At 69.3% G+C, this 21,225-nt stretch carries 17 protein-coding genes; 6 read left to right on the forward strand and 11 right to left on the reverse strand.

Translation table 11 applies throughout. The annotated features are described in order from the left end of the window. Positions 1–1,053, forward strand: a complete 1,053-nt coding sequence (locus tag ACWEO7_RS03470) for an NAD(P)-dependent alcohol dehydrogenase (RefSeq protein WP_450017545.1) — start codon at positions 1–3, stop codon at positions 1,051–1,053. A gap of 70 nt (positions 1,054–1,123) precedes the next feature. Next, positions 1,124–2,320 (forward strand): AI-2E family transporter, encoded by a 1,197-nt coding sequence (locus tag ACWEO7_RS03475; RefSeq protein ID WP_452420415.1) that lies wholly within the window; start codon positions 1,124–1,126, stop codon positions 2,318–2,320. Positions 2,321–2,338: 18 nt separating this feature from the next. Here the strand turns inward: ACWEO7_RS03475 and ACWEO7_RS03480 are convergent, their stop codons facing one another. Further along, positions 2,339–3,634, reverse strand: coding sequence for a phthiocerol/phthiodiolone dimycocerosyl transferase family protein (locus ACWEO7_RS03480; RefSeq protein WP_452420416.1), 1,296 nt, complete (start codon positions 3,632–3,634; stop codon positions 2,339–2,341). 115 nt (positions 3,635–3,749) lie between these two features. On the opposite strand from ACWEO7_RS03480, the gene ACWEO7_RS03485 reads away from it, so the two are divergent. Together ACWEO7_RS03485 and ACWEO7_RS03490 are read left to right on the forward strand one after the other, a co-directional pair. Continuing rightward, entirely contained in the window at positions 3,750–4,316 is a 567-nt protein-coding gene (locus tag ACWEO7_RS03485) for a TetR/AcrR family transcriptional regulator (RefSeq protein WP_452420418.1), read from the forward strand. A 111-nt stretch (positions 4,317–4,427) separates the two neighbouring features. Beyond that, entirely contained in the window at positions 4,428–5,753 is a 1,326-nt protein-coding gene (locus ACWEO7_RS03490) for a tetratricopeptide repeat protein (protein ID WP_452420420.1), read from the forward strand. Positions 5,754–5,921: 168 nt separating this feature from the next. On the opposite strand, the gene metE is transcribed toward ACWEO7_RS03490, so the two are convergent. The 4 genes from metE to ACWEO7_RS03510 all read right to left on the reverse strand — a co-directional run bounded on the left by metE (position 5,922) and on the right by ACWEO7_RS03510 (position 11,888). Further along, positions 5,922–8,228, reverse strand: a complete 2,307-nt coding sequence (metE, locus tag ACWEO7_RS03495; RefSeq protein WP_452420422.1) for a 5-methyltetrahydropteroyltriglutamate--homocysteine S-methyltransferase — start codon at positions 8,226–8,228, stop codon at positions 5,922–5,924. A gap of 388 nt (positions 8,229–8,616) precedes the next feature. Beyond that, positions 8,617–9,486 (reverse strand): 3-hydroxybutyryl-CoA dehydrogenase, encoded by an 870-nt coding sequence (locus tag ACWEO7_RS03500; protein ID WP_450025810.1) that lies wholly within the window; start codon positions 9,484–9,486, stop codon positions 8,617–8,619. 296 nt (positions 9,487–9,782) lie between these two features. After that, the gene (aceA, locus tag ACWEO7_RS03505; RefSeq protein ID WP_450025812.1) at positions 9,783–11,072 is read right to left on the reverse strand and encodes an isocitrate lyase; all 1,290 of its coding nucleotides are present in this window, start codon (positions 11,070–11,072) and stop codon (positions 9,783–9,785) included. Positions 11,073–11,588: 516 nt separating this feature from the next. Continuing rightward, positions 11,589–11,888 carry a hypothetical protein gene (locus ACWEO7_RS03510; RefSeq protein ID WP_452420423.1) on the reverse strand — a complete coding sequence of 100 codons (300 nt, stop codon included), beginning with the start codon at positions 11,886–11,888 and terminating at the stop codon, positions 11,589–11,591. Positions 11,889–12,197: 309 nt separating this feature from the next. Between ACWEO7_RS03510 and ACWEO7_RS03515 the strand changes: the two genes are divergently transcribed. Beyond that, the gene (locus ACWEO7_RS03515; RefSeq protein ID WP_452420424.1) at positions 12,198–12,446 is read left to right on the forward strand and encodes a hypothetical protein; all 249 of its coding nucleotides are present in this window, start codon (positions 12,198–12,200) and stop codon (positions 12,444–12,446) included. Between the two features lie 84 nt (positions 12,447–12,530). On the opposite strand, the gene ACWEO7_RS03520 is transcribed toward ACWEO7_RS03515, so the two are convergent. Further along, a complete protein-coding gene (locus tag ACWEO7_RS03520) occupies positions 12,531–13,379 on the reverse strand; it encodes an alpha/beta hydrolase (protein ID WP_452420425.1) in 849 nt (282 codons plus the stop codon). 72 nt (positions 13,380–13,451) lie between these two features. Here ACWEO7_RS03520 and ACWEO7_RS03525 point away from each other — a divergent pair, with 72 nt between their 5' ends. Beyond that, entirely contained in the window at positions 13,452–13,892 is a 441-nt protein-coding gene (locus ACWEO7_RS03525) for a MarR family winged helix-turn-helix transcriptional regulator (protein WP_452420427.1), read from the forward strand. Between the two features lie 142 nt (positions 13,893–14,034). Here the strand turns inward: ACWEO7_RS03525 and puuE are convergent, their stop codons facing one another. From puuE to ACWEO7_RS03550, 5 genes are all read right to left on the reverse strand, one after another. Next, positions 14,035–14,937: an allantoinase PuuE gene (gene puuE / locus ACWEO7_RS03530; RefSeq protein WP_452420429.1), complete on the reverse strand. Its 903-nt coding sequence runs from the start codon at positions 14,935–14,937 to the stop codon at positions 14,035–14,037. Between the two features lie 160 nt (positions 14,938–15,097). Then, positions 15,098–16,075 carry an allantoicase gene (gene alc, locus ACWEO7_RS03535; protein ID WP_452420431.1) on the reverse strand — a complete coding sequence of 326 codons (978 nt, stop codon included), beginning with the start codon at positions 16,073–16,075 and terminating at the stop codon, positions 15,098–15,100. Between the two features lie 44 nt (positions 16,076–16,119). Then, positions 16,120–17,334: a DUF6986 family protein gene (locus ACWEO7_RS03540; protein ID WP_452420432.1), complete on the reverse strand. Its 1,215-nt coding sequence runs from the start codon at positions 17,332–17,334 to the stop codon at positions 16,120–16,122. Then, positions 17,331–20,093 (reverse strand): molybdopterin-dependent oxidoreductase, encoded by a 2,763-nt coding sequence (locus ACWEO7_RS03545; RefSeq protein ID WP_452420434.1) that lies wholly within the window; start codon positions 20,091–20,093, stop codon positions 17,331–17,333. Before ACWEO7_RS03545 ends, ACWEO7_RS03540 begins: the two co-directional genes overlap by 4 nt. Beyond that, positions 20,093–20,935 carry an FAD binding domain-containing protein gene (locus tag ACWEO7_RS03550; RefSeq protein ID WP_452420436.1) on the reverse strand — a complete coding sequence of 281 codons (843 nt, stop codon included), beginning with the start codon at positions 20,933–20,935 and terminating at the stop codon, positions 20,093–20,095. The genes ACWEO7_RS03545 and ACWEO7_RS03550 overlap by 1 nt, the downstream gene beginning before the upstream one ends. Positions 20,936–21,225: the final 290 nt, after the last annotated feature.

The following is a 21,225-nucleotide window of genomic DNA, read 5'->3' on the forward strand; positions in this document are numbered from 1 at the left end:
ATGAGTACTGCCGCCGCCTATGCCCTGTCCACCGCCGATGGCTCGTTCGAGAAGGTCACGATCCACCGCAGGGACCTGGGTCCGCGCGACGTGCTGATCGACATCAAGTTCGCGGGCATCTGCCACTCCGACATCCACACCGCCCGCAACGAGTGGGGCAGAACCCGCTACCCCTGCGTGCCGGGCCACGAGATCGCGGGCGTGGTCGCCGCGGTCGGCTCCGCGGTCACCAAGCACCGGGTCGGCGACCGCGTCGGCGTCGGCTGCATGGTCGATTCCTGTGGGGTCTGCGCGCCCTGTCTCGCCGACGAGGAGCAGTACTGCACCGCGGGCGCCACCATGACCTACAACACCCCGGTCGATCCGGCGGTGGAGCCCGGCGGACACACGCTCGGCGGGTACTCCACGCAGATCGTGGTGACCGAGAACTTCGTGGTCGCCATCCCCGAAGGGATCGGCCTGGACGTCGCGGCGCCGCTGCTGTGCGCGGGCGTCACGCTGTACTCGCCGCTGCGGCACTGGGGCGCTGGCCCGGGCAAGAAGGTCGCGATCATCGGCATGGGCGGACTCGGCCATGTCGGGGTCAAACTCGCGGCCGCGATGGGCGCCGAGGTCACGGTGCTGAGCCACTCGCTGAGCAAACAGGACGACGGCAAGCTCTTCGGCGCCACCAACTACTACGCGACCAGCGACAAACAAACCTTCCGCGAGCTGCGCGGCCGGTTCGACCTGATCCTGAACACGGTCTCGGCGAACCTGCCCATGGACGACTATCTGCGCCTGCTGAACCTGGACGGCACCCTGGTGGTCCTCGGTCTGCCCGAGAAGCCCCTGAGCGTCAAGCCGCTCAACCTCGCCGGTTACCGCCGCTCGCTGGCGGGCTCGATGATCGGTGGCATCGCGCAGACCCAGGAGATGCTGAACTTCTGCGCCGAGCACGGCATCGGCGCCGAGATCGAGCTGATCGCCGCCGACGAGATCGACGGCGCCTACGACCGGGTGGTGGCCAGCGACGTGCGCTACCGGTTCGTCATCGACGTCTCCACCATGTGAGCCCGCTCTCCACCGGTACGGCCGCGTGGTGTCGTGCGCGAACCGGTCGTGGCGTGGGTACCTTGGCCTTGTGCCTGCGGAGGACGAAGACGAGACGCCACGACCGGCCATCGCCGCACGCGACATGCCGCCGTGGCTGCCGCGCGCGTTCCTGCTCGCCGCGGCGACGGTCACCGGGTTGCTGGCGGCCTTCTGGGTGCTCGGGCGGCTGCGGAGCCTGCTGACGATTCTGCTGGTCTCGCTGTTTCTCGCCTTCGCGATCGAACCGGCGGTGAACTGGCTGGCGCGGCGCGGCATGCGGCGTGGTCCGGCGACCGGATTGGTGTTCCTCGTCCTGACGGCCCTCGTCGTCGGCTTCTTCTGGACGCTCGGAGCGCTGCTGGTCGAGCAGGTCACCACGTTGGTGCAGCACGCCCCCGAATACGCCGACCGCGGCGTGGACTGGATCAACCACACCTTCCACAAGGATCTGTCCAGTACGGACATCCAGAAGTACGCCACCGACTGGAGCTCGACCCTGGAGGGCTACCTCACCGGATTGGCGGGCAACGTCTGGGGCATCGGCACGGCCGCGATCGGCGCGCTCTTCCAGATCCTCGGCATCCTGCTGTTCACCTACTACTTCGCCGCCGACGGCCCCCGGATCCGCACCGCCGTCTGCTCGCTCCTGCCGCCGCGCCGCCAGCGGCATGTGTTGCGCGCCTGGGACATCGCGGTGGACAAGACCGGCGGCTACATCTACTCCCGCGCACTGCTCGCGCTCGCCTCGACACTCGCGCACTACGTCATGCTGCGGCTGCTGGACGTGCCGTCGGCGTTCGCCCTCGCGCTGTGGGTCGGTGTGGTCTCGCAGTTCATCCCGACGGTCGGCACGTATCTCGCCGGTGCGCTACCGGTGATCGTGGGTCTGGTGCACGGGCCGAGCACGGCGCTGTGGATCCTCGGCTTCATCGTGCTCTACCAGCAGTTCGAGAACTACGTGCTGCAACCGCGCGTCACCGCGACCACCCTGGACATGCACCCCGCCGTGGCCTTCGGCGCGGTGCTGGCGGGCGCGGCGCTGCTCGGTGCCACGGGCGCGTTGCTCGCCATTCCGGTCACCGCGACGGTGCAGGCGTTCTCCGGCGCCTACATCCGCCGCTATGACGTCCCGGCCGACGTAGAGGCCGACATCGATCGCACGACCGGCTCACCCAAGCGCCGCCGGAAGTTCGCCAGGAAGTTGACCCTTCGCCTGGCCGGCCGTCACGAGCCGCCCGCCGAGTGAACCGGCGACGGCGGGTGGCTAGGCGGCGCGAACGGCGGCCAACGTCCGGACCAGCGCCTTGCTCACCTCGCCCAGCTGCGCCCGGGTGTGCCGTGCGGTGTCGTACTCCACCTGAATGGTCATCCGGTCGCCGATGGTGAACACCGTCAGCTTCGGCGGCATGCCCACCGTCATGGCGAAGACGTCGTTGCGGACGATCCGCAGTCCCGGTGGGGTCGGAAGCGCGGGCAGGCGACCGATATTGGAGATGGCGAAGGTGTTCGGCGAGGAGAACAGCGCGGCGGTCGCCGGGTCGGTGACCCGCTGGGCGGCGAGCATCACCAGCAGTGCTTCTCTGCGCTCGACCGAGGAGTGCATGCCCGACGCCACCGCGTGCGCCAGCGCGATCGGATCGGCTTCCGGTTCGACGAGCGCGTACGTCCCCACCCCCGATACGCAGTTGAGCACGGTGCTCACGGCCAGCGGCGGGACGAGGTCCGCGCGGACGTCGACCGCGTGGCCGCAGATCATCGGCAGCGCTCCCGCGGACGGCTCCAGCTGTGCGCGGAAGGCGGCGAGCGCCGCTCCGGCGATCAGGCTGTTCACCGAGACGCCGTGGAGGCGGGCGGCGGCGACCACCGCGGCGGTTTCGGTGTCGTCGAGTTCGATCCGGTCCAGGGTCAGTCGGTTCGGCCGGCGCGCGCCGTCGCCGGGCTCGGGCAGGTGCCGCGGCGCGAGATCCGGGCTCATCATGGCCGCGCCCGCGCGCATCAGGTCGAGCAGGCCCGCGACCTCCTCGTCGGAGACGATCCCCGCCAGCTCGGTGTCCATCGCCTCGGGCAGGCGCTGGTCCGGATTCGCCTGTGGCGCGGGCGCGCCCGTCACCTGTGCGGTGTAGCGCTCCCACAGCTCGCCGAGCAGCGCGAAAGCTGACCTGCCGTCGGCGATTCCGTGGTGGATGACCAGCACGATCCGAGCGCGGTCGCCGTCGCGCAGGAGATGCGCGTGGAACAACCCGTCGGTCCAGTCCTGTGCGGTGTTGACCAATTCCAGGTACTCCGGCTCGCCGCCCTCGGTGATCGTCAAGCGCGGCCGATAGGACTCGTCGGACCGGAAGCATTTCGTTCCCTCGGCGTCGATCACTTGGCTGCGCAGGAGAGGATGCGCGGCCGCCAGTTCCGCGAGCACGCGGGTCAGCGCGGACACGTCGAGGACGCCTCGCACGGTCGAACCGATGAACAGCGGCATGCCACCCACCGGGATGCTGCCGATTCTGGTGCCGGAGCCGAAGTAGCTGCTTTCGAAGGGGGACAGGGGGCGGTGATCGGTCATCATCTCGTTCCTTCTCGTGCGGAAGACCCCACCATACGTATGTTTAAAACGCTTGTCACATACAAACGTTTGAAACGTACGTTATAAACGCACGTATGGCCCTTGCTAAGGTGCTGGAGTGGGAACCCGCGAAGACCTGCTCGCCGCAGCTAAGCAGTGCTTGGCCGAGCGCGGCTACGCACGCACGACCGTGCGCGAGATAGTCGCCGCCTCCGGCAGCAACCTGGCCGCGATCAACTACCACTTCGGTACCCGGGACAAGCTGCTCAACCAGGCGATGATCGAGTCGAGCGCGGAGGCGGTGCAGCGAATCGCCGGCGCATTGCCGCAGGACGACCTCGTTACGCCCGCGGCGCGCCTGGAAGTCTTCTGGCGCAAGCTCATCGCATCGTTCACCGAGGACCGGCCGCTCTGGTCGGCGAATATCGAAGGCCTCGCACAGGCGCTGCACTCCCCCGAGGTACGCGCGGAGCTGGCGACGGCAGAGGAACACGCGCGCCAGCAGCTCTGGCAGTTGTTCGGCCCGCCCCGCGGCGCGGAGGCCGACCGCGCCGTGGGCGCGGTGCTGCACGCGTTGATCGGCGGTCTCATGGCCCAGTGGCTGGTGGATCCCGAACACGCGCCGTCGCCCGACGAGCTGATCGCCGGATTGCGCACGTTGGCCACCGAGATCGGCCCCGACTGAACCGTCTCGCACCGGCATATCCCACGCCACGGGTAGCCATGAACCGCGCGCCGATGTAGAACTCTCGGAAAAGGATCCGCACCACTCGGTGCCGAGGCTGGAATGGGAACAATGCTGAAGCGGCCGCCAGACCTGGCCTTCGACCTCGGCAGGATGCACCGCAGGCGCAACGACGTGGCGGCCGCGCGCGAGGCGTTTCAGATCGCCATCGCCTCCGGCCATCCGAACTGGGCGCCGCTGGCCGCCGCGGAGCTGGGCGGACTGCTGAGCGCGGCGGGTGACAAACCGGCCGCGGAAGGCGCCTACCACGTCGCGGTCGATTCCGGCCACGAGGACGCCGGGCCGCGCGCGGCCTACAACCTGGGCCTGCTGCTGGCCGAGCGCGGCGACACAGCGGCAGCCGAGGCGATGTACGAGCGCGCCGCCGAATCCGGCCATCCCGACGCGGCGCCGCGGGCCTGGATCAATCTCGGCTACTCGCGCGCCAAGCGCGGGGACTCGGATTCGGCGCGCACGGCCTACCAGCACGCGATCGACGCGGGCCCCGGCGACATCGCCCGGCTCGCCCTGTCCAACCTGGCCTACCTGCTGCGCTCCGAAGACGACCTGGACGGCGTGAAGGCCGCCTACCGCGCCGTCATCGACGGCTGGCCGGAGGATCAGTCGCTCATCGTCGCGGGCGATCTCGTCCAGCATCTGAGCGAGGCGGGCGATCTACCGGGGGCCAGGGAGGTGAGCCGGTCCTTGGCCGGTTCGGACGATCCCGCGGTGGCCGCGCGGGCCAGTTTGGATATCGGGGTGTTCAGCGAACAGCTCGGCGAGCCGGACGTGGCGCTGGCGGCCTTCCAGCGCGCACTCGATTCGACGGACGCGGAAGCTCGCGTCCGGGCGGCGGCCGCGCTAGCGCCGATCTACCACGAACGCGCGGCGACCGTACTGCGCGAGACGGACTGGGCCGGGCTGGCGCACGCCCACGGATCCGCGAGCGATGCGCCCGCCATGCTCGCCGACCTGATCAGCGCGGCTGCCGAGGACCAGGCGCGCGGCATCGTCTTCCTGTACTCCGCGGTGCTGCACCAGGGTTCGATCTACTCGGTCACCGCGCCCGCCGCCGAAGTCGTGCTCGGCGCTCTGCTGCACGAGCGCACCGACGTGATCTATGTCCGCGCCTGGCTGCGCGATCCGCAACCACTGCGCTTGGAGCTGCTCAACTGGTTGCACGAGGTGATCGCCACCGCGGCATGGCAATCCGCCGCCGAGGACGACGCCGAACTCGCCCCGGCCGACCGTACCGCCGCCGCGGCCTGCTTGGCGCTGCTGCCGCGCGTGCGGGCCGCCACGGCGGCCGCGCTGGCGATGGCCGAGGTCGAAGCGGTGGCCAATGCAGCGACCGAGGTGCTCGCGACGCTCAGCACGCTGCCTGCCGTCAGCGAGTGATCGCGCGCAGCACCGCCGTGACCGACTGCTCGGCGAGTTCATCGGTCAGCGGTAGGTGTCCGAACAACGCCCGGTAATAGATCGGCGCGGCGACCGCGTCCCGGAAAACACCGAGGGCCGCCCCCGTTCGATCGAACGAAGACGGCCCTCGGCGCGTTCTGCCTCAGCTCACTCGGCGGACTCCACCCGTCTGCGGATGCGCCGCGCCGCCGCGACCAAGTTGCGCAGCGACGGCTCGAGCTGCCAGTAGTGCCTGGTCTTCAGGCCGCCGTCCGGATTCGCCCACAACCGCTGCGGCGTCACCGCTTCGGCTGCCGCCGTGAGCAATTCGTCCAGCTCGTCGATGTCCGGGATACGCGCGGACCGGCTCTCGTACACGCCGGGGCCGACGCCGTGGCTGAGCCCGTGCCCGGAGGCGCAGTCCTCCTTCAACGCACGCAGCACCCATTCGATCGAGCGCGTCGCGACGATGGCGGTGACGTCGGCGTCGAGTTCTTCGATCGCCTCGACCACCTCGGCGCGGCCGGAATACCCGATGTGCGTGTGGATCTGCGTTTCCGCCCGCACCCCCGAGGTGGCCAGACGAAACGCGCCGATCGCCCAGCGCAGGTACTCGGCGCGCCCCTCCGGGCGCAACGGCAGCATCTCCCGGATCGCGGGCTCGTCGACCTGGATGATCGCGATGCCCGCCTTCTCCAGGTCCACCACTTCGTCGCGGATGGCCAGCGCCACCTGGTCGGCGGTCTCGTGCAGCGGCTGGTCCTGCCGGACGAACGAGCGGGCGATCATGGTGACCGGCCCGGTCACCATGCCCTTGACCGGCCGGTCGGTGAGCGACTGCGCGTAGGTGATCCACTCCACCGACATCGGCGCCGGGCGCGACACGTCGCCGTAGATGATCGGCGGCCGCACACAGCGTGATCCGTACACCTGCACCCAGCCGAAGCGGGTGGTCGCGAAACCGTCGAGCAGCTCGGCGAAGTACTGGATCATGTCGTTGCGCTCGTGCTCGCCGTGCACCAGCACGTCCAGGCCGATGTCCTCCTGCAACCGGATCGTCGCCTCGATCTCGGCTTCGATCCGCTTGCGGTACTCCTCGTAGGACAACCTGCCCTCGCCGAGCTCGTAGCGCGCCTGGCGAATCCGGACGGTCTGCGGAAAGGAGCCGAGCGTGGTCGCGGGCACCGGAGGCAGGTTCAACTTGCGCTGCTGGGCTTCCCGCCGCACCTCGTATGGCTCCCGCGAGCGCATGTCCGAGGTGACCGCGTAGACCCGCTGCCGCACCGCGTGCTTCTGCTTGAAGTGCACCTCGGTCGGCCGCTTGCGCCACTTGTCCGACGGGCCTTCGGTGAGCGCCTTCGCGAGCGAGACCACCTCGCCCACCTTCTGTTTCGCGAACGCGAGCCGATCGGCGACATGCCCCTCGATGTCGTATTCGACCAGCAGGTCGTATGGCACGTGCAGCAGCGTGGTCCCCGTCGAGACCACCAGGTCCGGGCACACCTGCGCCAGTTCGTTCAGGTATTCCAGCGTGACGTAGCGGTCGGCGCGCCACACGTTGCGGCCGCTGATCACGCCCGCGTACAAGCGCTTGCGGCGGATGCCGGGCACCTCGGCCAGATCCTCCGGGCGCATCCGGTGACTGGCGAGGTCGAGGCCGATCGCCTCGATGTTCGTGCTCGCGAGAATGGCCAGCGCCTCGCCGAAATCGCCGTACTGTCCGGTGACCAGGATGCGCGGACGCAGCGGGGCCTTGCCCAACCGGTGATAGGCCGACTCGAACGCGGCCAGTTCCGCGGGCGTGCGCTCGCTGGTGAACGCGGGCTCGTCCAGCTGCACGCAGGTGGCGCCGCGCTTGGCGAGGATCTCGAACAGTTCCTCGTAGACCGGTAGCAGCTTGTCCAGCAGGCTCAGCGTGTCGAACCCGCCCGACTCGCCGGGGATGTGCCCGGCCTTGGACAGCAGCAGCAGCGACACCGGGCCGAGGACCACCGGCCGCAGTTCGATGTCGACCGCCTTCGCGCGGTCGAATTCGTCGAGCAGCGCCTCGGGGTGCAGCGAGAACTCGGTGTCGGCGTCCATTTCCGGCTGGCGGTAGTGGTAGTTCGTACCGAGGAACCGGACCAGCTCGAGCGGCGGCAGGTCCGGACGGCCGCGCGCCATCAGAAAGTAGAAGTCCAGCGGATGCAGGCCCTCGCGATACGGCTCGAACCGCTTGGGCACCGCGCCGAACAACAGCGCGTTGTCGAGCACGTGGTCGTAGAACGAGAAGGTATTGCCCGGCACCTGGGTCAGTCCGGTGGCGGCCAGCTCGTTGAACTGGGTCTCCTGGATCTCACGGCCGACCGCGAGCAGCTTCTCGCGGTCGAGCGAACCGTGCCAGTAGGCCTCCAGCGCCCGCTTGAGTTCGCGGTGCGGCCCGATCCTGGGATAGCCGAGGATGCTCGACCCGTAGCCTTCGGTCACGTTCACCATGAGCGGGATACCTTCTTTCGATCACCTGCGCGGCCCTTGCCGGGATCGACGTATCGACCCGGCGCTGCGCTCCGGATACCCAGCCGAGCCCGTCACCATGGCCCGGCTGTTGTGCAGCTTATGCCGATTGCCGTCGACGGCCCGGCGACACCGTTCCGGTCGACTTCACGTCGGGGTCGTTACGCGCCCCGACTGGGGCCACCGCCGCGGCGCGCCTGCCGCCGATCGTTCGGTGCTCGCTCCCCCTGGGTGCGAGCCTTACGAGCACCGTTCGCGGCCCCTCTCGCGTCCGAGTGTCCGTTGTGCATGCACCGAAGGCGCGAGCAGCGGACGCTCGGACGCGAGACTTCCAGGGGCCGCGAACACGCAGCGCCGCGGGCGCTGCGAATCAAGCACGGTATTGGTAGAAGCCCGCGCCGGTCTTCTTGCCGAGCAGGCCCGCCTCGACCATGCGCATCAGCAGCGGCGGGGCCGAGTACAGCGGCTCCTTGAACTCGCCGTACATCGAGTCGGCGATGGACTTCACGGTGTCCAGGCCGACCAGGTCGGTCAGCGCCAGCGGGCCCATCGGGTGGGCGCAGCCGAGCACCATCGCCTTGTCGACGTCCTCCTTGGTGGCGAAGCCGGACTCGACCATCCGGATCGCCGACAGCAGGTACGGCACCAGCAGCGCGTTGACCACGAAACCGGAGCGGTCGGCCGAGCGCACGACCTGCTTGCCGAGCACGTCGCCCGCGAACGCCTCGGCCCGCGCGGAGACCGACTCACTGGTCTTGAGCGTGGTGACCAGCTCGACCAGCGGCAGCACCGGGACGGGGTTGAAGAAGTGCATGCCGACCACGCGCTCAGGGTTCGCCGTAGCGACCGCGATCTTCATGATCGGGATGGAGGAAGTGTTGGAGGCCAGTACGGCCGAAGGGTCGGTGACGACCTTGTCGAGCTCGGCGAAGATGCTCGTCTTCACCTTCTCGTCCTCGAGCACCGCCTCGACCGCCAGCTGACGGTCGGCGAAGTCGCCGAGGTCGGAGGTGAACCGCAGTCGCCAGGCGGCCTGCTCGCGTTCGCGCTCGGTGATCTTGCCGCTGCTCACGCCGCGATCGAGGGACCGCAGGATGCGCGCGCGGCCCGCCGCGGCCAGTTCCCGGGTCTGCTCGTACACCAGTACGTCGACGTGCGCCCTGGCACACACCTCCGCGATTCCGGCGCCCATCTGGCCGGCGCCGATGACACCGACGCGTTGGATCTTTTCGCTGCTCACGTCCCGCTCCTGCTGGGTTGTCTGGCTCTGGGGTGGCTGGTCTGCGAAGGTGTCGCTCCGGTGTGAGCGCGCCCTTCGATGGTCCAAGGTATAGGGATGCCCTCCCCGCCGGGGCTGTTCAGCGGGGAGGGCAGTACACCCCTACCGGAGTAGAGGATTGTCGGTTTTCACGTCGGGAACCTCACTTCCCTTGCGAGCACCAGTTGTGTTTTTCGAACGGCTCGCGCGTCGCTCCGAAAGCGGCATGCGACGCGCGGGCCATTCGACCAGCCGCGACCGAAGCGCGGCGGCACAGCTCAGTGGAACTGGCCCTCTTCGGTGGAGCCCTTGAGCGCCGCGGTGGAGGTGTTCGGGTCCACGGTGGTGGCGATGGTGTCGAAGTAGCCCGCGCCGACCTCACGCTGGTGCTTGATGGCCGTGAAGCCACGCTCGGCGGCGGCCTTGAACTCGCGCTCCTGCAGGTCGACGAAGGCGGTCATGCCCTCGCGGGCGTAGCCGTAGGCCAGGTCGAACATGCCGTAGTTGAGCGAGTGGAAGCCGGCCAGGGTGATGAACTGGAACTTGAAGCCCATCGCGCCGAGCTCACGCTGGAACTTCGCGATGGTCGCGTCGTCCAGGTGCGCCTTCCAGTTGAAGGACGGCGAGCAGTTGTAGGCCAGCAGCTGGTCCGGGAACTCGCCACGGACGGCCTCGGCGAACTTGCGCGCGACCTCGAGGTCCGGCACGCCGGTCTCCATCCAGATGAGGTCGGCGTAGGGGGCGTAGGCCTTGGCACGCGCGATGCAGGGCTCGATGCCGTTCTTCACACCGAAGAAGCCCTCGGCGGTGCGGGTGCCGTCCAGGAACTCACGGTCGCGCTCGTCCACGTCCGAGGTGATCAGGGTGGCGGCCTCGGCGTCGGTGCGGGCGATGATCACCGACGGCACGTCGGCGACGTCGGCGGCCAGACGCGCGGAGGTCAGGGTGCGGATGTGCTGCTGGGTGGGGATCAGCACCTTGCCGCCCAGGTGGCCGCACTTCTTCTCGGAGGCCAGCTGGTCCTCCCAGTGCACACCGGCGGCGCCGGCGGCGATCATGGCCTTCTGCAGCTCGTAGGCGTTCAGCGCGCCACCGAAGCCGGCCTCGGCGTCGGCGACGATCGGGGCCAGCCAGTTCTGGACCGAGGTGTCGCCCTCGACCTTGGCGATCTCGTCGGCGCGCAGCAGCGCGTTGTTGATGCGGCGGACCACGGACGGAACCGAGTTGGCCGGGTACAGCGACTGGTCGGGGTAGGTGTGGCCGGACAGGTTCGCGTCACCGGCGACCTGCCAACCCGACAGGTAGATGGCCTTCAGGCCGGCGCGGACCTGCTGGACCGCCTGGTTGCCGGTGAGAGCGCCGAGGGAGTTGATGTAGTCCTCGTTGTTCACGAGATCCCACAGGATCTCCGAGCCGCGGCGGGCGAGGGTGGCCTCCTCGACGACCGTGCCCTGGAGCTTCGACACCTGCTCCGCGGTGTAGTTACGGGTGACGCCCTTCCAGCGCGGGTTGGTGTCCCAATCCTTCTGGATTTCCGCGGTGGTCCTCGGGGTGCCGGTGGTCGACATCTGTGACTCCACTTCCTCGTTCGGTGCTGCCGCCCGGTCGAGCTACGAAACAGCTCGTACTGCTGGAGCGGCAATTTGCAGGCTTGCTAGGCCCTTGGGGTGTACTTCCACACGATGGCACATGAAGAAATAGGCGTCTACCTGTTGTTAGTGTGAATCTGAGCTAGGTTTTCAGCCCTCTTTGCTAAGTCTGCAAAATTTGCCCTCGAATTGCAGTGGTGCAATCTACCGGCCGGTAGCTCTGACGTGGGATTTTAGCGTAACGCTCGTACTGTTAGCGATCGGCGAGCGGCCCCCTCATCCCCGCTCCGCCATTCCCAACTGTGAGGACCTTCACACGACCACTGTGGCCCACGCCACCGCTCGATCTCGGGCTCGATTCCGCCCGGCCTCAGGCCGGACAGGGGAAGTTCCGAGCCCGGAAAGGGGTGGCTCCCTCCGTCTACCACCCTCCATTGCCCGCTACCGACAATCCCGTCAGTTGGATTCCTCGGACCACCCCCACGGCCGATGTCGTCACGCGGAGTCCGGCGTGATGCGCCCGGCCGCGACCAATGCCGCGAAGGCGGCGCGCTTGCGGGGGCAGTCGTGGTCGTGATGCAACTGCATCGCTCGGTGAGCGTCGCCGAGCGTGAACGATTTCCCCGGACGGTTGCACGTCCACTCCTCAGGCCAGGTCACCGGCCGCAACGAACAACTCGCCCACGCGGGCCTGCGCGGGGGGCCGGGGCGGCGCGGCCGGGCGATCGGCCAGACACACGCGACCCCGACCACGGCGAACGCGCCACCCGCGACCACGGCGAGAACGCTCTGCACTATGTGCCCGTCTCCGACTATTCCGGCTCACGAGTGGCACATGAGCGAGAGCCCTTCTCGCGTTTTGCCGCAGCCTTGTGCCACTCGTGGCGGAAGATGGCCGATCCGAAGGGGGCCGTCTCGAGCAGTCGGCCGTGTGGGGGAATGGCAGGATGGGCATGGGTATAGACGAAGCAGTTCGAGGCGGCCGGGCTGCTGGCCGCTGATATCGAGCAATCCCTGGGGTTCTCGACACAGATCAGCACCGAGTACACCGAGGACTGGCGGAGATTCGGCGAGCAGTCCGGTCGCCCGGTACCGAAAGCTTGGGTGAGCATTGGAGTGCCGGATGCCGGCACCTCCGCGGCGCTCGACCCCACCAAGTCGGGCAGCGGCACGGCCGAGGGCTTCGCGATGGAGTTGGTGCGAATCCTTCAGGACGACATTCAGATTCACACACGCGAGCCGTGGCCGAAGGACCCCGCTGCCAGCGGCCGGGCGCTGGAACCGACCGAGCGCGGTTGGCGAAGCCGAACGGATCCCGGGTATCTCGTGCCGTACGGCAGGCTGGGCCGCTGAGCGGGCATGCGCATGGGCATTGTCCCCAACCTGGGCGCAGGATCAGTCCGTCTGCGGCCATGATGTAGCGAGCCGGACTAGGCTCTATCCCGCCAATAACGTGTGGTTCGACAAGATTTCGCCGACCCGCGCGGCCCATCCGGCCGGATGCGTCAGATTCCCGTTGTGCCCGCCGGGAAATTCCACCACCGGCACGTCGCGCAGTGCCGCCAACTCGTGGGCGGCCTTGTAGTCGAAGACGTGCTGTGGGGTGGTGTGCCCGCAGGCCGGGACGATGCGCACCGGCGAGTGCCGCAAGGCCGCGACGTCGAGGTGGTCGGCGCGGATCGCGGCGAAGTCGTGCCCGAGGAAATATTCGAAATTCGCGGCGCGCTCGGGGCCGAGCGGGGGCGCGGTGACGCCGGGTTCGCGATCCTGGCTCTTCGGATCGATCCCCAGCGTCCGCACCATCGGAGCGAGTGCCGCATGCCAGCCGAGCTCGGCGAACACCTGCTCGCAGTGTTCGAGTTCGCCCATTTGGGCGGCGCGGTCGGCTGCGGCGAGCAGCCACGGCGTGACGGGCTCGTGCGCGACGAGAGTGTGCAGCCGGTCCGGGTGCTCGACCGCCAGATGCAATCCGATGGCCGCGCCCATGCTGCACCCGAGCATTGCCACGGGCTCGTCGGTCAATGTGGACAGCAGGCGATAGACGTCGTCGGCGTGCGTCGCGACCGAGGCGGGAGCGCCCGGATCGCGAAGGACGCTGCGGGACAGTCCGCGCCGGTCGTAAGTGACGACGGTGAAGCGCCGCTCCAGATGGCGGACCAGATCTTCGCTGCGCCGCGCGTCCCCCTCGCCGCTCTGCGAGATCAGAAGCATCGGGCCGCTGCCGCGGACTTCGTAGTACAGGTCGGCTCCGGGGACTTCGAGAGTGCCGGTGGCAATCGTGCTCATGCAGACCAGGCTAATCCATCAATTCAGATACATCAAGCTTGATACATCTGAACTGATGTAAAGTTGTCCGTCGTGGACGGAGTCGAACTGTTCCTGTTGGGCCGGGCGTTGATGAAGATCGGCGAGGAGGCGTTGCCGACAGCGGGACTCGGCGGCGGACACCGGCCGGTGCTCGTCGTGTCGAGCGACATCCTCGAGCACCCGGACAGCACCGTGGGCGAGATCGCCACCCGAACCGGATTGCCACAAAGCGCGGTATCCACCGCCGTCGCCAGACTCAAGGAGGCCGGTGCGGTCACCTCGACGGTCGACCCACGCGACCGCCGCCGCACCCTCGTCCGCGCGGCCGACCAAGCCTCACCCCGAGTAGCCGAAGTCCGAGCAACATCAGTGGACGACGCGGTGGCAGCGGCACTGGCCGACAACGACCCAGCCGCCCTACGCGAGGTGCTCGACGCGCTCACGACGCTGACCCGCCACCTCCGACCACGCGGACCCCGCCCCGACCTCTGACGCCCGCCACGAGCCGCCCCACGACCGCGAGCGGCACTTCAGCGAGAGGTCTGTTCGCGTTTCGCCACAGCCATGTGCCACTCGCCGACGCGTCGCACCTACGGCTCTGAAGGCCAACGCTGGGGTTGCGGTCCGGGCGAACTCAAAAGGATGCAACCGGTGGGTGCACCGTGCGCCAATGTCGCGCTATGTCGATGCGGCGGGTGATCCAGACCTGGTCGTAGGACTGGATGTGGTCGAGTAGGCGTTCCAAGGCGGCGGTGCGGGCGGGGCGGCCGATGAGGCGGCAGTGCAGGCCGATGGACAGCATTTTCGGATTGCCCTCCGCCCCTTCCCGGTAGAGGACGTCGAAGGCGTCGCGGACGTGTGCGAAGAATTGTTCGCCGGTGGGGAAACCCGCGGGCGAGGCGAATCGCATGTCGTTGGTGTCCAAGGTGTAGGGCACCACCAAGTGGTCGCGGTCGAGCACGCGCACCCAATAGGGCAGGTCGTCGGCGTAGGAATCGGCGTCGTAGGCGAAGCCGCCGTGCTCGACCACCAGCTCCCTCGTGTTCGGCGAATCGCGGCCGGTGTACCAGCCCAGCGGCGGGGAGCCGGTCAGTTCGGTGAGGACGCGCACCGCCTCGGCCATGTGCGCACGCTCGGTGTCGCGGTCGGTGAGCTGGTAGGACTTCCAGCGCAGACCGTGACAGGCGATCTCATGGCCCAGTTCGCCGAACGCGGCCACCGCCTCCGGGTTGCGTTGCAGAGCTCGGGCGACCGCGAAGATCGTCAGCGGCAACCCGCGCCGTTCGAAGACGCGCAGCACTCGCCACAACCCGGCGCGTGAACCGTACTCGTAGAGCGACTCCATGCTCATGTGGCGGTTCGGAAAGGCTTCGGCGGGAGTCATTTCCGACAGGAACGTCTCGGAGAACTCGTCACCGTCGAGGACGTTGTTCTCGCCGCCCTCTTCGTAGTTGAGCACGAACTGGACCGCGATCCGCGCCTGTCCCGGCCACTTCGGGTCCGGCGGACGCGGGCCGTAGCCGACGAAATCCCTCATCAGCGCGCCTCACGAAAACACGGCTCGGTACGCGCCGCCGATGCCCGCGCGTTCATACGCCGAGCTCGCCCTGCATGCGCAGCTCCACACCGTGCGAACGCCCACGCGTACATACGCCGAGCAGGCGCAGCCCACCAACACACTGCCGACGTCCGTCCGCTCATGCGCCGAGCTCTCCGTACAGGCGCAGCCGCGCCAGCCCGCCGTCCGGGTAGATGTCCAGACGCACCTCCTCCACCGACGCCGCCATCGGCGCGATCGGGAACCGGTGCCTGGTGTCGGGTTGGAGCGGGGTGCGCGGCAACAACTCCAGCTCGGTGCCGTCGTTGGTGCGACCGGTCAGCCGGGCGGCGCCCGGACTGTTGCCCAGGAAGTAGGACGTGTCCAGCTCGGCGAGCCGGATCAGTCCCGGCCCGGCCAGGCGGATGCGCACCCAGTCGTTGCCGTCATCCCTGCGGCGAGCGGTCTCCCAGCCCTCACCCATGGACCGGGCGCGGCCGGGATACAGCAACTGGTTCGGCGAGCTGTAGAAGCGATTGGAGCAGTCCAGCACCAGCGCGCCGTTCTCCAGCGCGGCCAGGTCCAGCGGACCGAGGCCGAGCAGGCGCGGGTCGGGCCGTCCTTCGCCGTGCACCCGCAGCCTGGCCACGCCGCCGTCGGGGTGCATGGTGAGTTTCACATGCGTCCAGCGCTTCTCGTTCTCGACGGCGAAAGAGTTGCGGCTGTCGCCCGCAACCGGCGAGCGATCGACCAGCATCACCCAATCGTCCCGCGCGGCGATGGTTTCCGCGGGCGGATAGTCCTCGACCTCCAACGCGGACACCGAGACGGCGGGCGGGTAATTGCCCTTGAACCACGCCGTGTCCACCACGATGCCGCGGATCACGCCAGGCACGCCGAGCCGCACGATCGCGGCGTCGTCGCCAGGTTGCCCGCGGTGTCGGCGGGTCTCCCAGCCGTCGTAGATCTGTCCTTTGTGCCCGAAGTCGGACGGCCGGTACCGGGCGGGCCCCGGGTTGATCAGATTCTCTTTCTCCGCGAAGAATTCGTCGTTCGCCCAGATCACCGAACCGCCCAGCGGCCGGACCGCCAGGTCCGGCAGCAGCGTGAATTCTTCGTCGTCGCCCCGGTCACGCATCGCGTCTCCTGTGTCGTGCGGGATCGTCCCGTTCGGATGGCCGATCACGGCGCCTCCGGTATCTGCGCGCGCGCCGCCAGGGCTCGCAGAACCGTCTCGGTGAGTTCCGGCGTCCCCGCGTCCGGGCGGGCGCCGCAAGCGATGCCACGCAGCACCGTGGCGGCCAGGGCTTCCGCGGTGGCGGGCTCGTCGACGATGTCGCCGCCGCGTCGAGCGAGGTAGTCCCGCAGGCGCGGCACCGCGACGTCGATCGCCCGGCGGAAGAAGTCGTAGGTGGCGAGCCAGCGGGTGACCAAGTGACCCGGATGCATGTCCCAGCCCTGGTAGTACCCGCGCCGCAACGCCCGGGCAACCAATCGGTGGTGGTTGCGCAGCGCGGCCTCCGGGTCGGCGTCGGGCACGATCTGGGTGGAACCATCGCATACCCACACCCCGGTCTGCGCGGCCGCGACTTGCATGACCGCCTTGGCGTAATCGGCGGCCGGGTGGTCGAGCGCCTGATCCGGTGCGGCGACGCCACAGGCGGCGGTGTAGTCGTATGTACCGAAATGCAATGCGCTGCATCGCCCCTCGGAGAGGGTGAGCATGGCGGCCACCGGCGCGGTGCCATCCGCGGCCAGGATCGCCTGCGGGCTCTCGATCTGTAGTTCGAAGCGCAGGCTGCCCTCGGCGATGCCGTACCCGCGTTCCAGCCCTACGCACAGCTGCACCAGGGCGGGAACCTGCTGCGCGGCACGGATCTTCGGCACCGTGAAGACGAACCCCTCGGGCACGCCGCCCGCGCCCTCCAACACGAGGTCGAGCGTGCGCAGCGCCCGGCGACGCTCGCCGCCGCCCAAACCCTTCATCCGGATGCCGCTGCTCGCCGGGCCTCCGGGGCGCCGTGCCCAGGCAGCCAGCACCGCGCCCGCCGCCGTGGCCGCGCGGTCCTCCTCGGCGTCGGCGCGCAGGCCGTAGCCGTCCTCGAAGTCGATGCGCAGATCCTGGACCGGATCGGCTTCCAGCCGTTTGCGCACGTCGGGAAGCGAATCGGTGCCGTCGAGAGTGGTCAGCAGATCGTGGTGGCGTTCGAGTAGTTCGACCGCGGTCGCGCCCCACTCCCCGGGAGTCTCCTCGGTGACCCGGTCGGCCGGGACGTACACGGTGTGGATCGGTTGCGAGCGACCGTTCGAGCCGGGGTATCGGCGGCGCAGCTCGGTATCGACCCCGTCGAGCATCGCCTCGATCCGGGCACGGACGTTCTCCGGCACCTTCGTCATCGTGTTCCCTTCTCCCGCAGAGCGGCCCAGACCCGGTCCGCGGTCATCGGCAGCCCGTACATCCGCACGCCGACCGCGTCGCGGACCGCGTTGGCCAGCGCGGGCGCGACCGGGTTGTACGGCGATTCGCTCATCGACTTGGCCCCCAGCGGACCGAGCGCGTCGGACGTCTCGGCGAAGTAGACCTCCGTGCGCGGCACGTCGGCGAATTGCGGTATGTGGTAGTGCCGCAGGGTCTGCGCACCCACCACACCGTGCGCGCTGCGCATGTCCTCGTACAGCGCCGTGCCGATGGCCTGAGCCGCGCCGCCCTCGATCTGCCCGCGGCACTGCACCGGGTTGAGCACCGTCCCCGCGTCGGCGGCCTGGATCGATTGGAGGATGCGCACCGCTCCGGTGTCCGGGTGCACGGCGACGCGGAAAGCGTGCACATTGAAGCTCACCGACCTGGGACTGCCGTCGTGCTCGGCGCGCGCGGTGAGGTCGCCACCGGTCAGCAGTTCGGCGGCGGTGAGCAGCCGGTCGCCGCAGTGCACGCCGCCGGAGTTCAGCGCGCAGTCCCGCTCCGCGACGCCGGTCAGTTCCGCCGCCCTCGCCAGCAGGCGCCCGCGCAACGCGCACGCCGCCGCGTACACGGCCTTGCCCGCGACCACGATGCCGGTGGAGCCGAACGCGCCGGTGTCGTGGTCCACCAGGTCGGTGTCGCCGTGCCGGACCACGATGCGGTCCACCTCGGTGTCCAGCGCGGTAGCGGCGAGCTGCGCCTGCACCGTCGTCGTTCCGTTGCCGAATTCCGCCGTGCCGACCCGGATCTCGTAGCGGCCGTCGGGCAGCAGCGCGGCCGTCGCGGTCGACCGGTGACCGCGCGGCGGGACGGTCGCGATCATCGCGGCGGCCATGCCTGTGCCCACCCGCCACTCCGGGCCGGGCGCGTGCACGTCGTTGCCGCGCAGCAGCGCTCGTTCGGCGAGGTCGAGGCACTGGTCCAGGCCGTAGCTGCCGAACATGAGGTCGCTCTCGTTCACCGCGGCGCCGACGAACCGGTCGCCCGGCACCACCGCGTTGCGGCGGCGCAGTTCGAACGGGTCCATGCCGAGCGCGTGCGCGAGCTCGTCGAGAGCCGACTCCACCGCGAAGATCACCTGCCCGAGGCCGTAGCCGCGGAACGCGCCGGAGGGAACGTTGTTGGTGTACACCGCCTGCGCGTCGACCCGCTTGTTGGCACAGCTGTACAGCTCCACCGACTCGCCGACGCCGTGATACATCACCCCGCCGCTGTGATTGCCGTACGCGCCGGTGTCGGCGAGCACGTCGACCGCCAACGCGGTCAGCACACCGCGCGCGTCGGCCCCCGCCGTCACCGCGACCCGCATGGGATGGCGGCAAGTCGCGGCGGTGAATTCGTCGGAGCGCGTGAACTCGTATTGCACCGGTCTGCCGGTGCGCAGCACGGCCAGCGCGATCAGGTCCTCGGCCAGCATCTCCTGTTTCGCGCCGAACCCGCCGCCGACCCTGGCCGCGAACACCCGCACCTGCGCGGACGACCGGCCGAACAGGCGGCACAGTTCGTCGCGGACCAGGAACGGGACCTGGGTGCTGCACCGGATGACCAGGCGTCCGGCGTCGTCCAGCCAGCCGACGCCGCCGTGTGTCTCCAAGTGCACATGCTGGCCCCGCGGCGAATCCCAGACGCCGCGTACGACGTGCGCCGCGGCCGCCAGACCCGCGGCGACGTCACCCACCTCGCCGTGCAGTTCGGCGACCAGGTTGCGGCCGGGATCGACGATCCGGGCCGACGGGGGCTTGTCGCCGTGCAGTTTCGGCGCGTCGGGGCGCAGCGCGTCCTGCGGTTCGAACACCGCGGGCAGGACCTCGTAGTCGACCTCCAGCAGACGGCATCCCTCGCGGGCGATCGCGACGCTGTCGGCCACCACCGCGGCCACCCGCTGCCCCACGAAGCGAACCGTGCGGTCGAGCACGTAGGTGTCATCGGGGTCGTCGGTACGCAGCTCGTGCCGCGCGGTGGAGAACGGCACGTCCGGCGCATCGGCATGGGTGAGCACCGCGTGCACGCCGGGTAGTGCCTCGGCGGCGGTGGTGCCGATCGAGCGGATTCGCGCATGCGGGTGCGGGCTTCGCAGCACCGCGATGTGCAGCGGCGCGGACGGTGGCGCGGTGTCGGCGTCGCCCGGTCGCGGCAAGTCGAAGGTGTACGGCTCGCGTCCGGAGACGATGCGGGGCCCGGCCGGGGCGCCCGCTCCTACGATCGCCGCGGCCGGATCCGGTGCGACGGCGGCAGGATCGTCCGGAGTGAGCTGCTCGCCCAGCGCGGCGCGGATGGCGCGGTAACCCGTGCAGCGGCAGAGGTTGCCCTTCATCAGCTCGGCGAGTTCGTCGCCCGACACGCCGACCTGCTCGTCGGCGGCACACCCGAGCCCCGCGGCCGTCACCACCATGCCCGCGGTGCAGAACCCGCATTGGAACGCGGCGTCGGCGACGAACCGGCGCTGCACCGGGTGCGGATGCTCGGGCGTTCCGAGTCCGGCGGCGGTGGTGACAGCGCGTCCGGCGGCGCGAAAGGCGGGAAAGACGCAGGAGTGCACTGTCATTCCGTCGACCAGCACCGAGCAGGCCCCGCAATCGCCCGTGTCACAGCCCTTCTTCACCGCCAGGTTGCCGCTGTCGCGCAGCGCCGTCCGCAGGCACTGCCCCGGCCGCGCCGCGATGTCGACGGTCCTGCCGTCCACTTCGAATCGCATCAGTTTCCCCGCAGTTCCGCGGCGACCTCGTCGGCGAGCACTCCCGAGACATGCCTGCGCCACTCCGGCGACCCGTGCGGATCGTCGAACCACAGCGCCGGATCGATCGTGTGCACGGCATCGCGCATCTCGCCCTCGGTGGGCGGTGCGGCGAAGTCCAGCACGACGGGCCTGATCGTGGCGGCCGTGATCGTGACCGCGCTACGGCCACCGCCTTCCCTCCGCCCCATCACGACGGCGCCGGAGCGGCCGAGCGGGGCGAGCGCGATCTTTCGAAAGCTGGTGCGGGCCAACAGACTCGAGCGCGGCAGACGAATCGAGCGCAGCACGTCGCCGGGGCGCAGCGCCGTACGACCCGGACCGAGGACGAACTCCCGCATCGGAATCTCCCGATCGGCACCGTCCGCGGCCCACACCAGCGCGGTTCCGTCGAGGGCCACCAGCGCGCCGAGCACCGCTCCCGCGGGCAACGCCAGGCAGACGTTGCCCCCGACGGTCGCGGTGCGCCAGATCTTGTGCGAGGCCAGCAGCGCCCGGCAGGACCGAGCGAACAGCGCGGTCCCCGGCCACGGGTCGCGCAACACCCCCGTCCCCAGCTCACGGCCCGGTGCGGCTCCGGCGAACTCGGCCAGGGTGCAAGTCGCGGCGATGTCCAGTCCGCCGTCCACGATCTCGAACGCGGGCCACCCCAGGCCGGTGATGTCGACCAGGCGCAGCAGCTGATCCTGCGGCTCGGAGAACAGGAAGGTTCCTCCGGCGAGCACCGCGGTGGACGCACCGAGCACGGCCAGGTCTTCGCGCTCGCGAGCGATCACCACCTCGCGAATCGTGTCCAGATCCACGTCTCACCTCGTTCCTGCCTCTCCGTCACCGTAGAGCCAGTCGGTTGCCGCCGTATTGCGCGCGACCCACGTCAGATTGCGCGGCCGTTACCTCGCCGCACGACGGCCCCCGCGACCGGGAAACCGTCCCGGCCGAGCGCTTACGCGGGCGTACCGTCCACGACACCACGGCTCGCGCCCGCCTACCGGCCGTTCGAGCCGACACTGCTTCAGTATTGCTCGTCCAGCCTGACCAGGCACGACACCCCGCCCAGATCAACGCGGCGATTCTCACTCGAGCGAAGGTGACG

The organism is Nocardia sp. NPDC004260 (assembly GCF_053603155.1).

Excerpts from the sequence above, each read along its gene's own strand:
- ACWEO7_RS03490 (WP_452420420.1), top strand. The coding sequence starts at position 4,428 with ATGCTGAAGCGGCCGCCAGACCTGGCCTTCGACCTCGGCAGGATGCAC.
- ACWEO7_RS03545 (WP_452420434.1), bottom strand. The coding sequence starts at position 20,093 with ATGCGATTCGAAGTGGACGGCAGGACCGTCGACATCGCGGCGCGGCCG.
- alc (WP_452420431.1), bottom strand. The coding sequence starts at position 16,075 with ATGCGTGACCGGGGCGACGACGAAGAATTCACGCTGCTGCCGGACCTG.
- ACWEO7_RS03470 (WP_450017545.1), top strand. The coding sequence starts at position 1 with ATGAGTACTGCCGCCGCCTATGCCCTGTCCACCGCCGATGGCTCGTTC.
- aceA (WP_450025812.1), bottom strand. The coding sequence starts at position 11,072 with ATGTCGACCACCGGCACCCCGAGGACCACCGCGGAAATCCAGAAGGAT.
- ACWEO7_RS03480 (WP_452420416.1), bottom strand. The coding sequence starts at position 3,634 with ATGATGACCGATCACCGCCCCCTGTCCCCCTTCGAAAGCAGCTACTTC.
- metE (WP_452420422.1), bottom strand. The coding sequence starts at position 8,228 with ATGGTGAACGTGACCGAAGGCTACGGGTCGAGCATCCTCGGCTATCCC.
- puuE (WP_452420429.1), bottom strand. The coding sequence starts at position 14,937 with ATGAGGGATTTCGTCGGCTACGGCCCGCGTCCGCCGGACCCGAAGTGG.
- ACWEO7_RS03540 (WP_452420432.1), bottom strand. The coding sequence starts at position 17,334 with ATGACGAAGGTGCCGGAGAACGTCCGTGCCCGGATCGAGGCGATGCTC.
- ACWEO7_RS03520 (WP_452420425.1), bottom strand. The coding sequence starts at position 13,379 with ATGAGCACGATTGCCACCGGCACTCTCGAAGTCCCCGGAGCCGACCTG.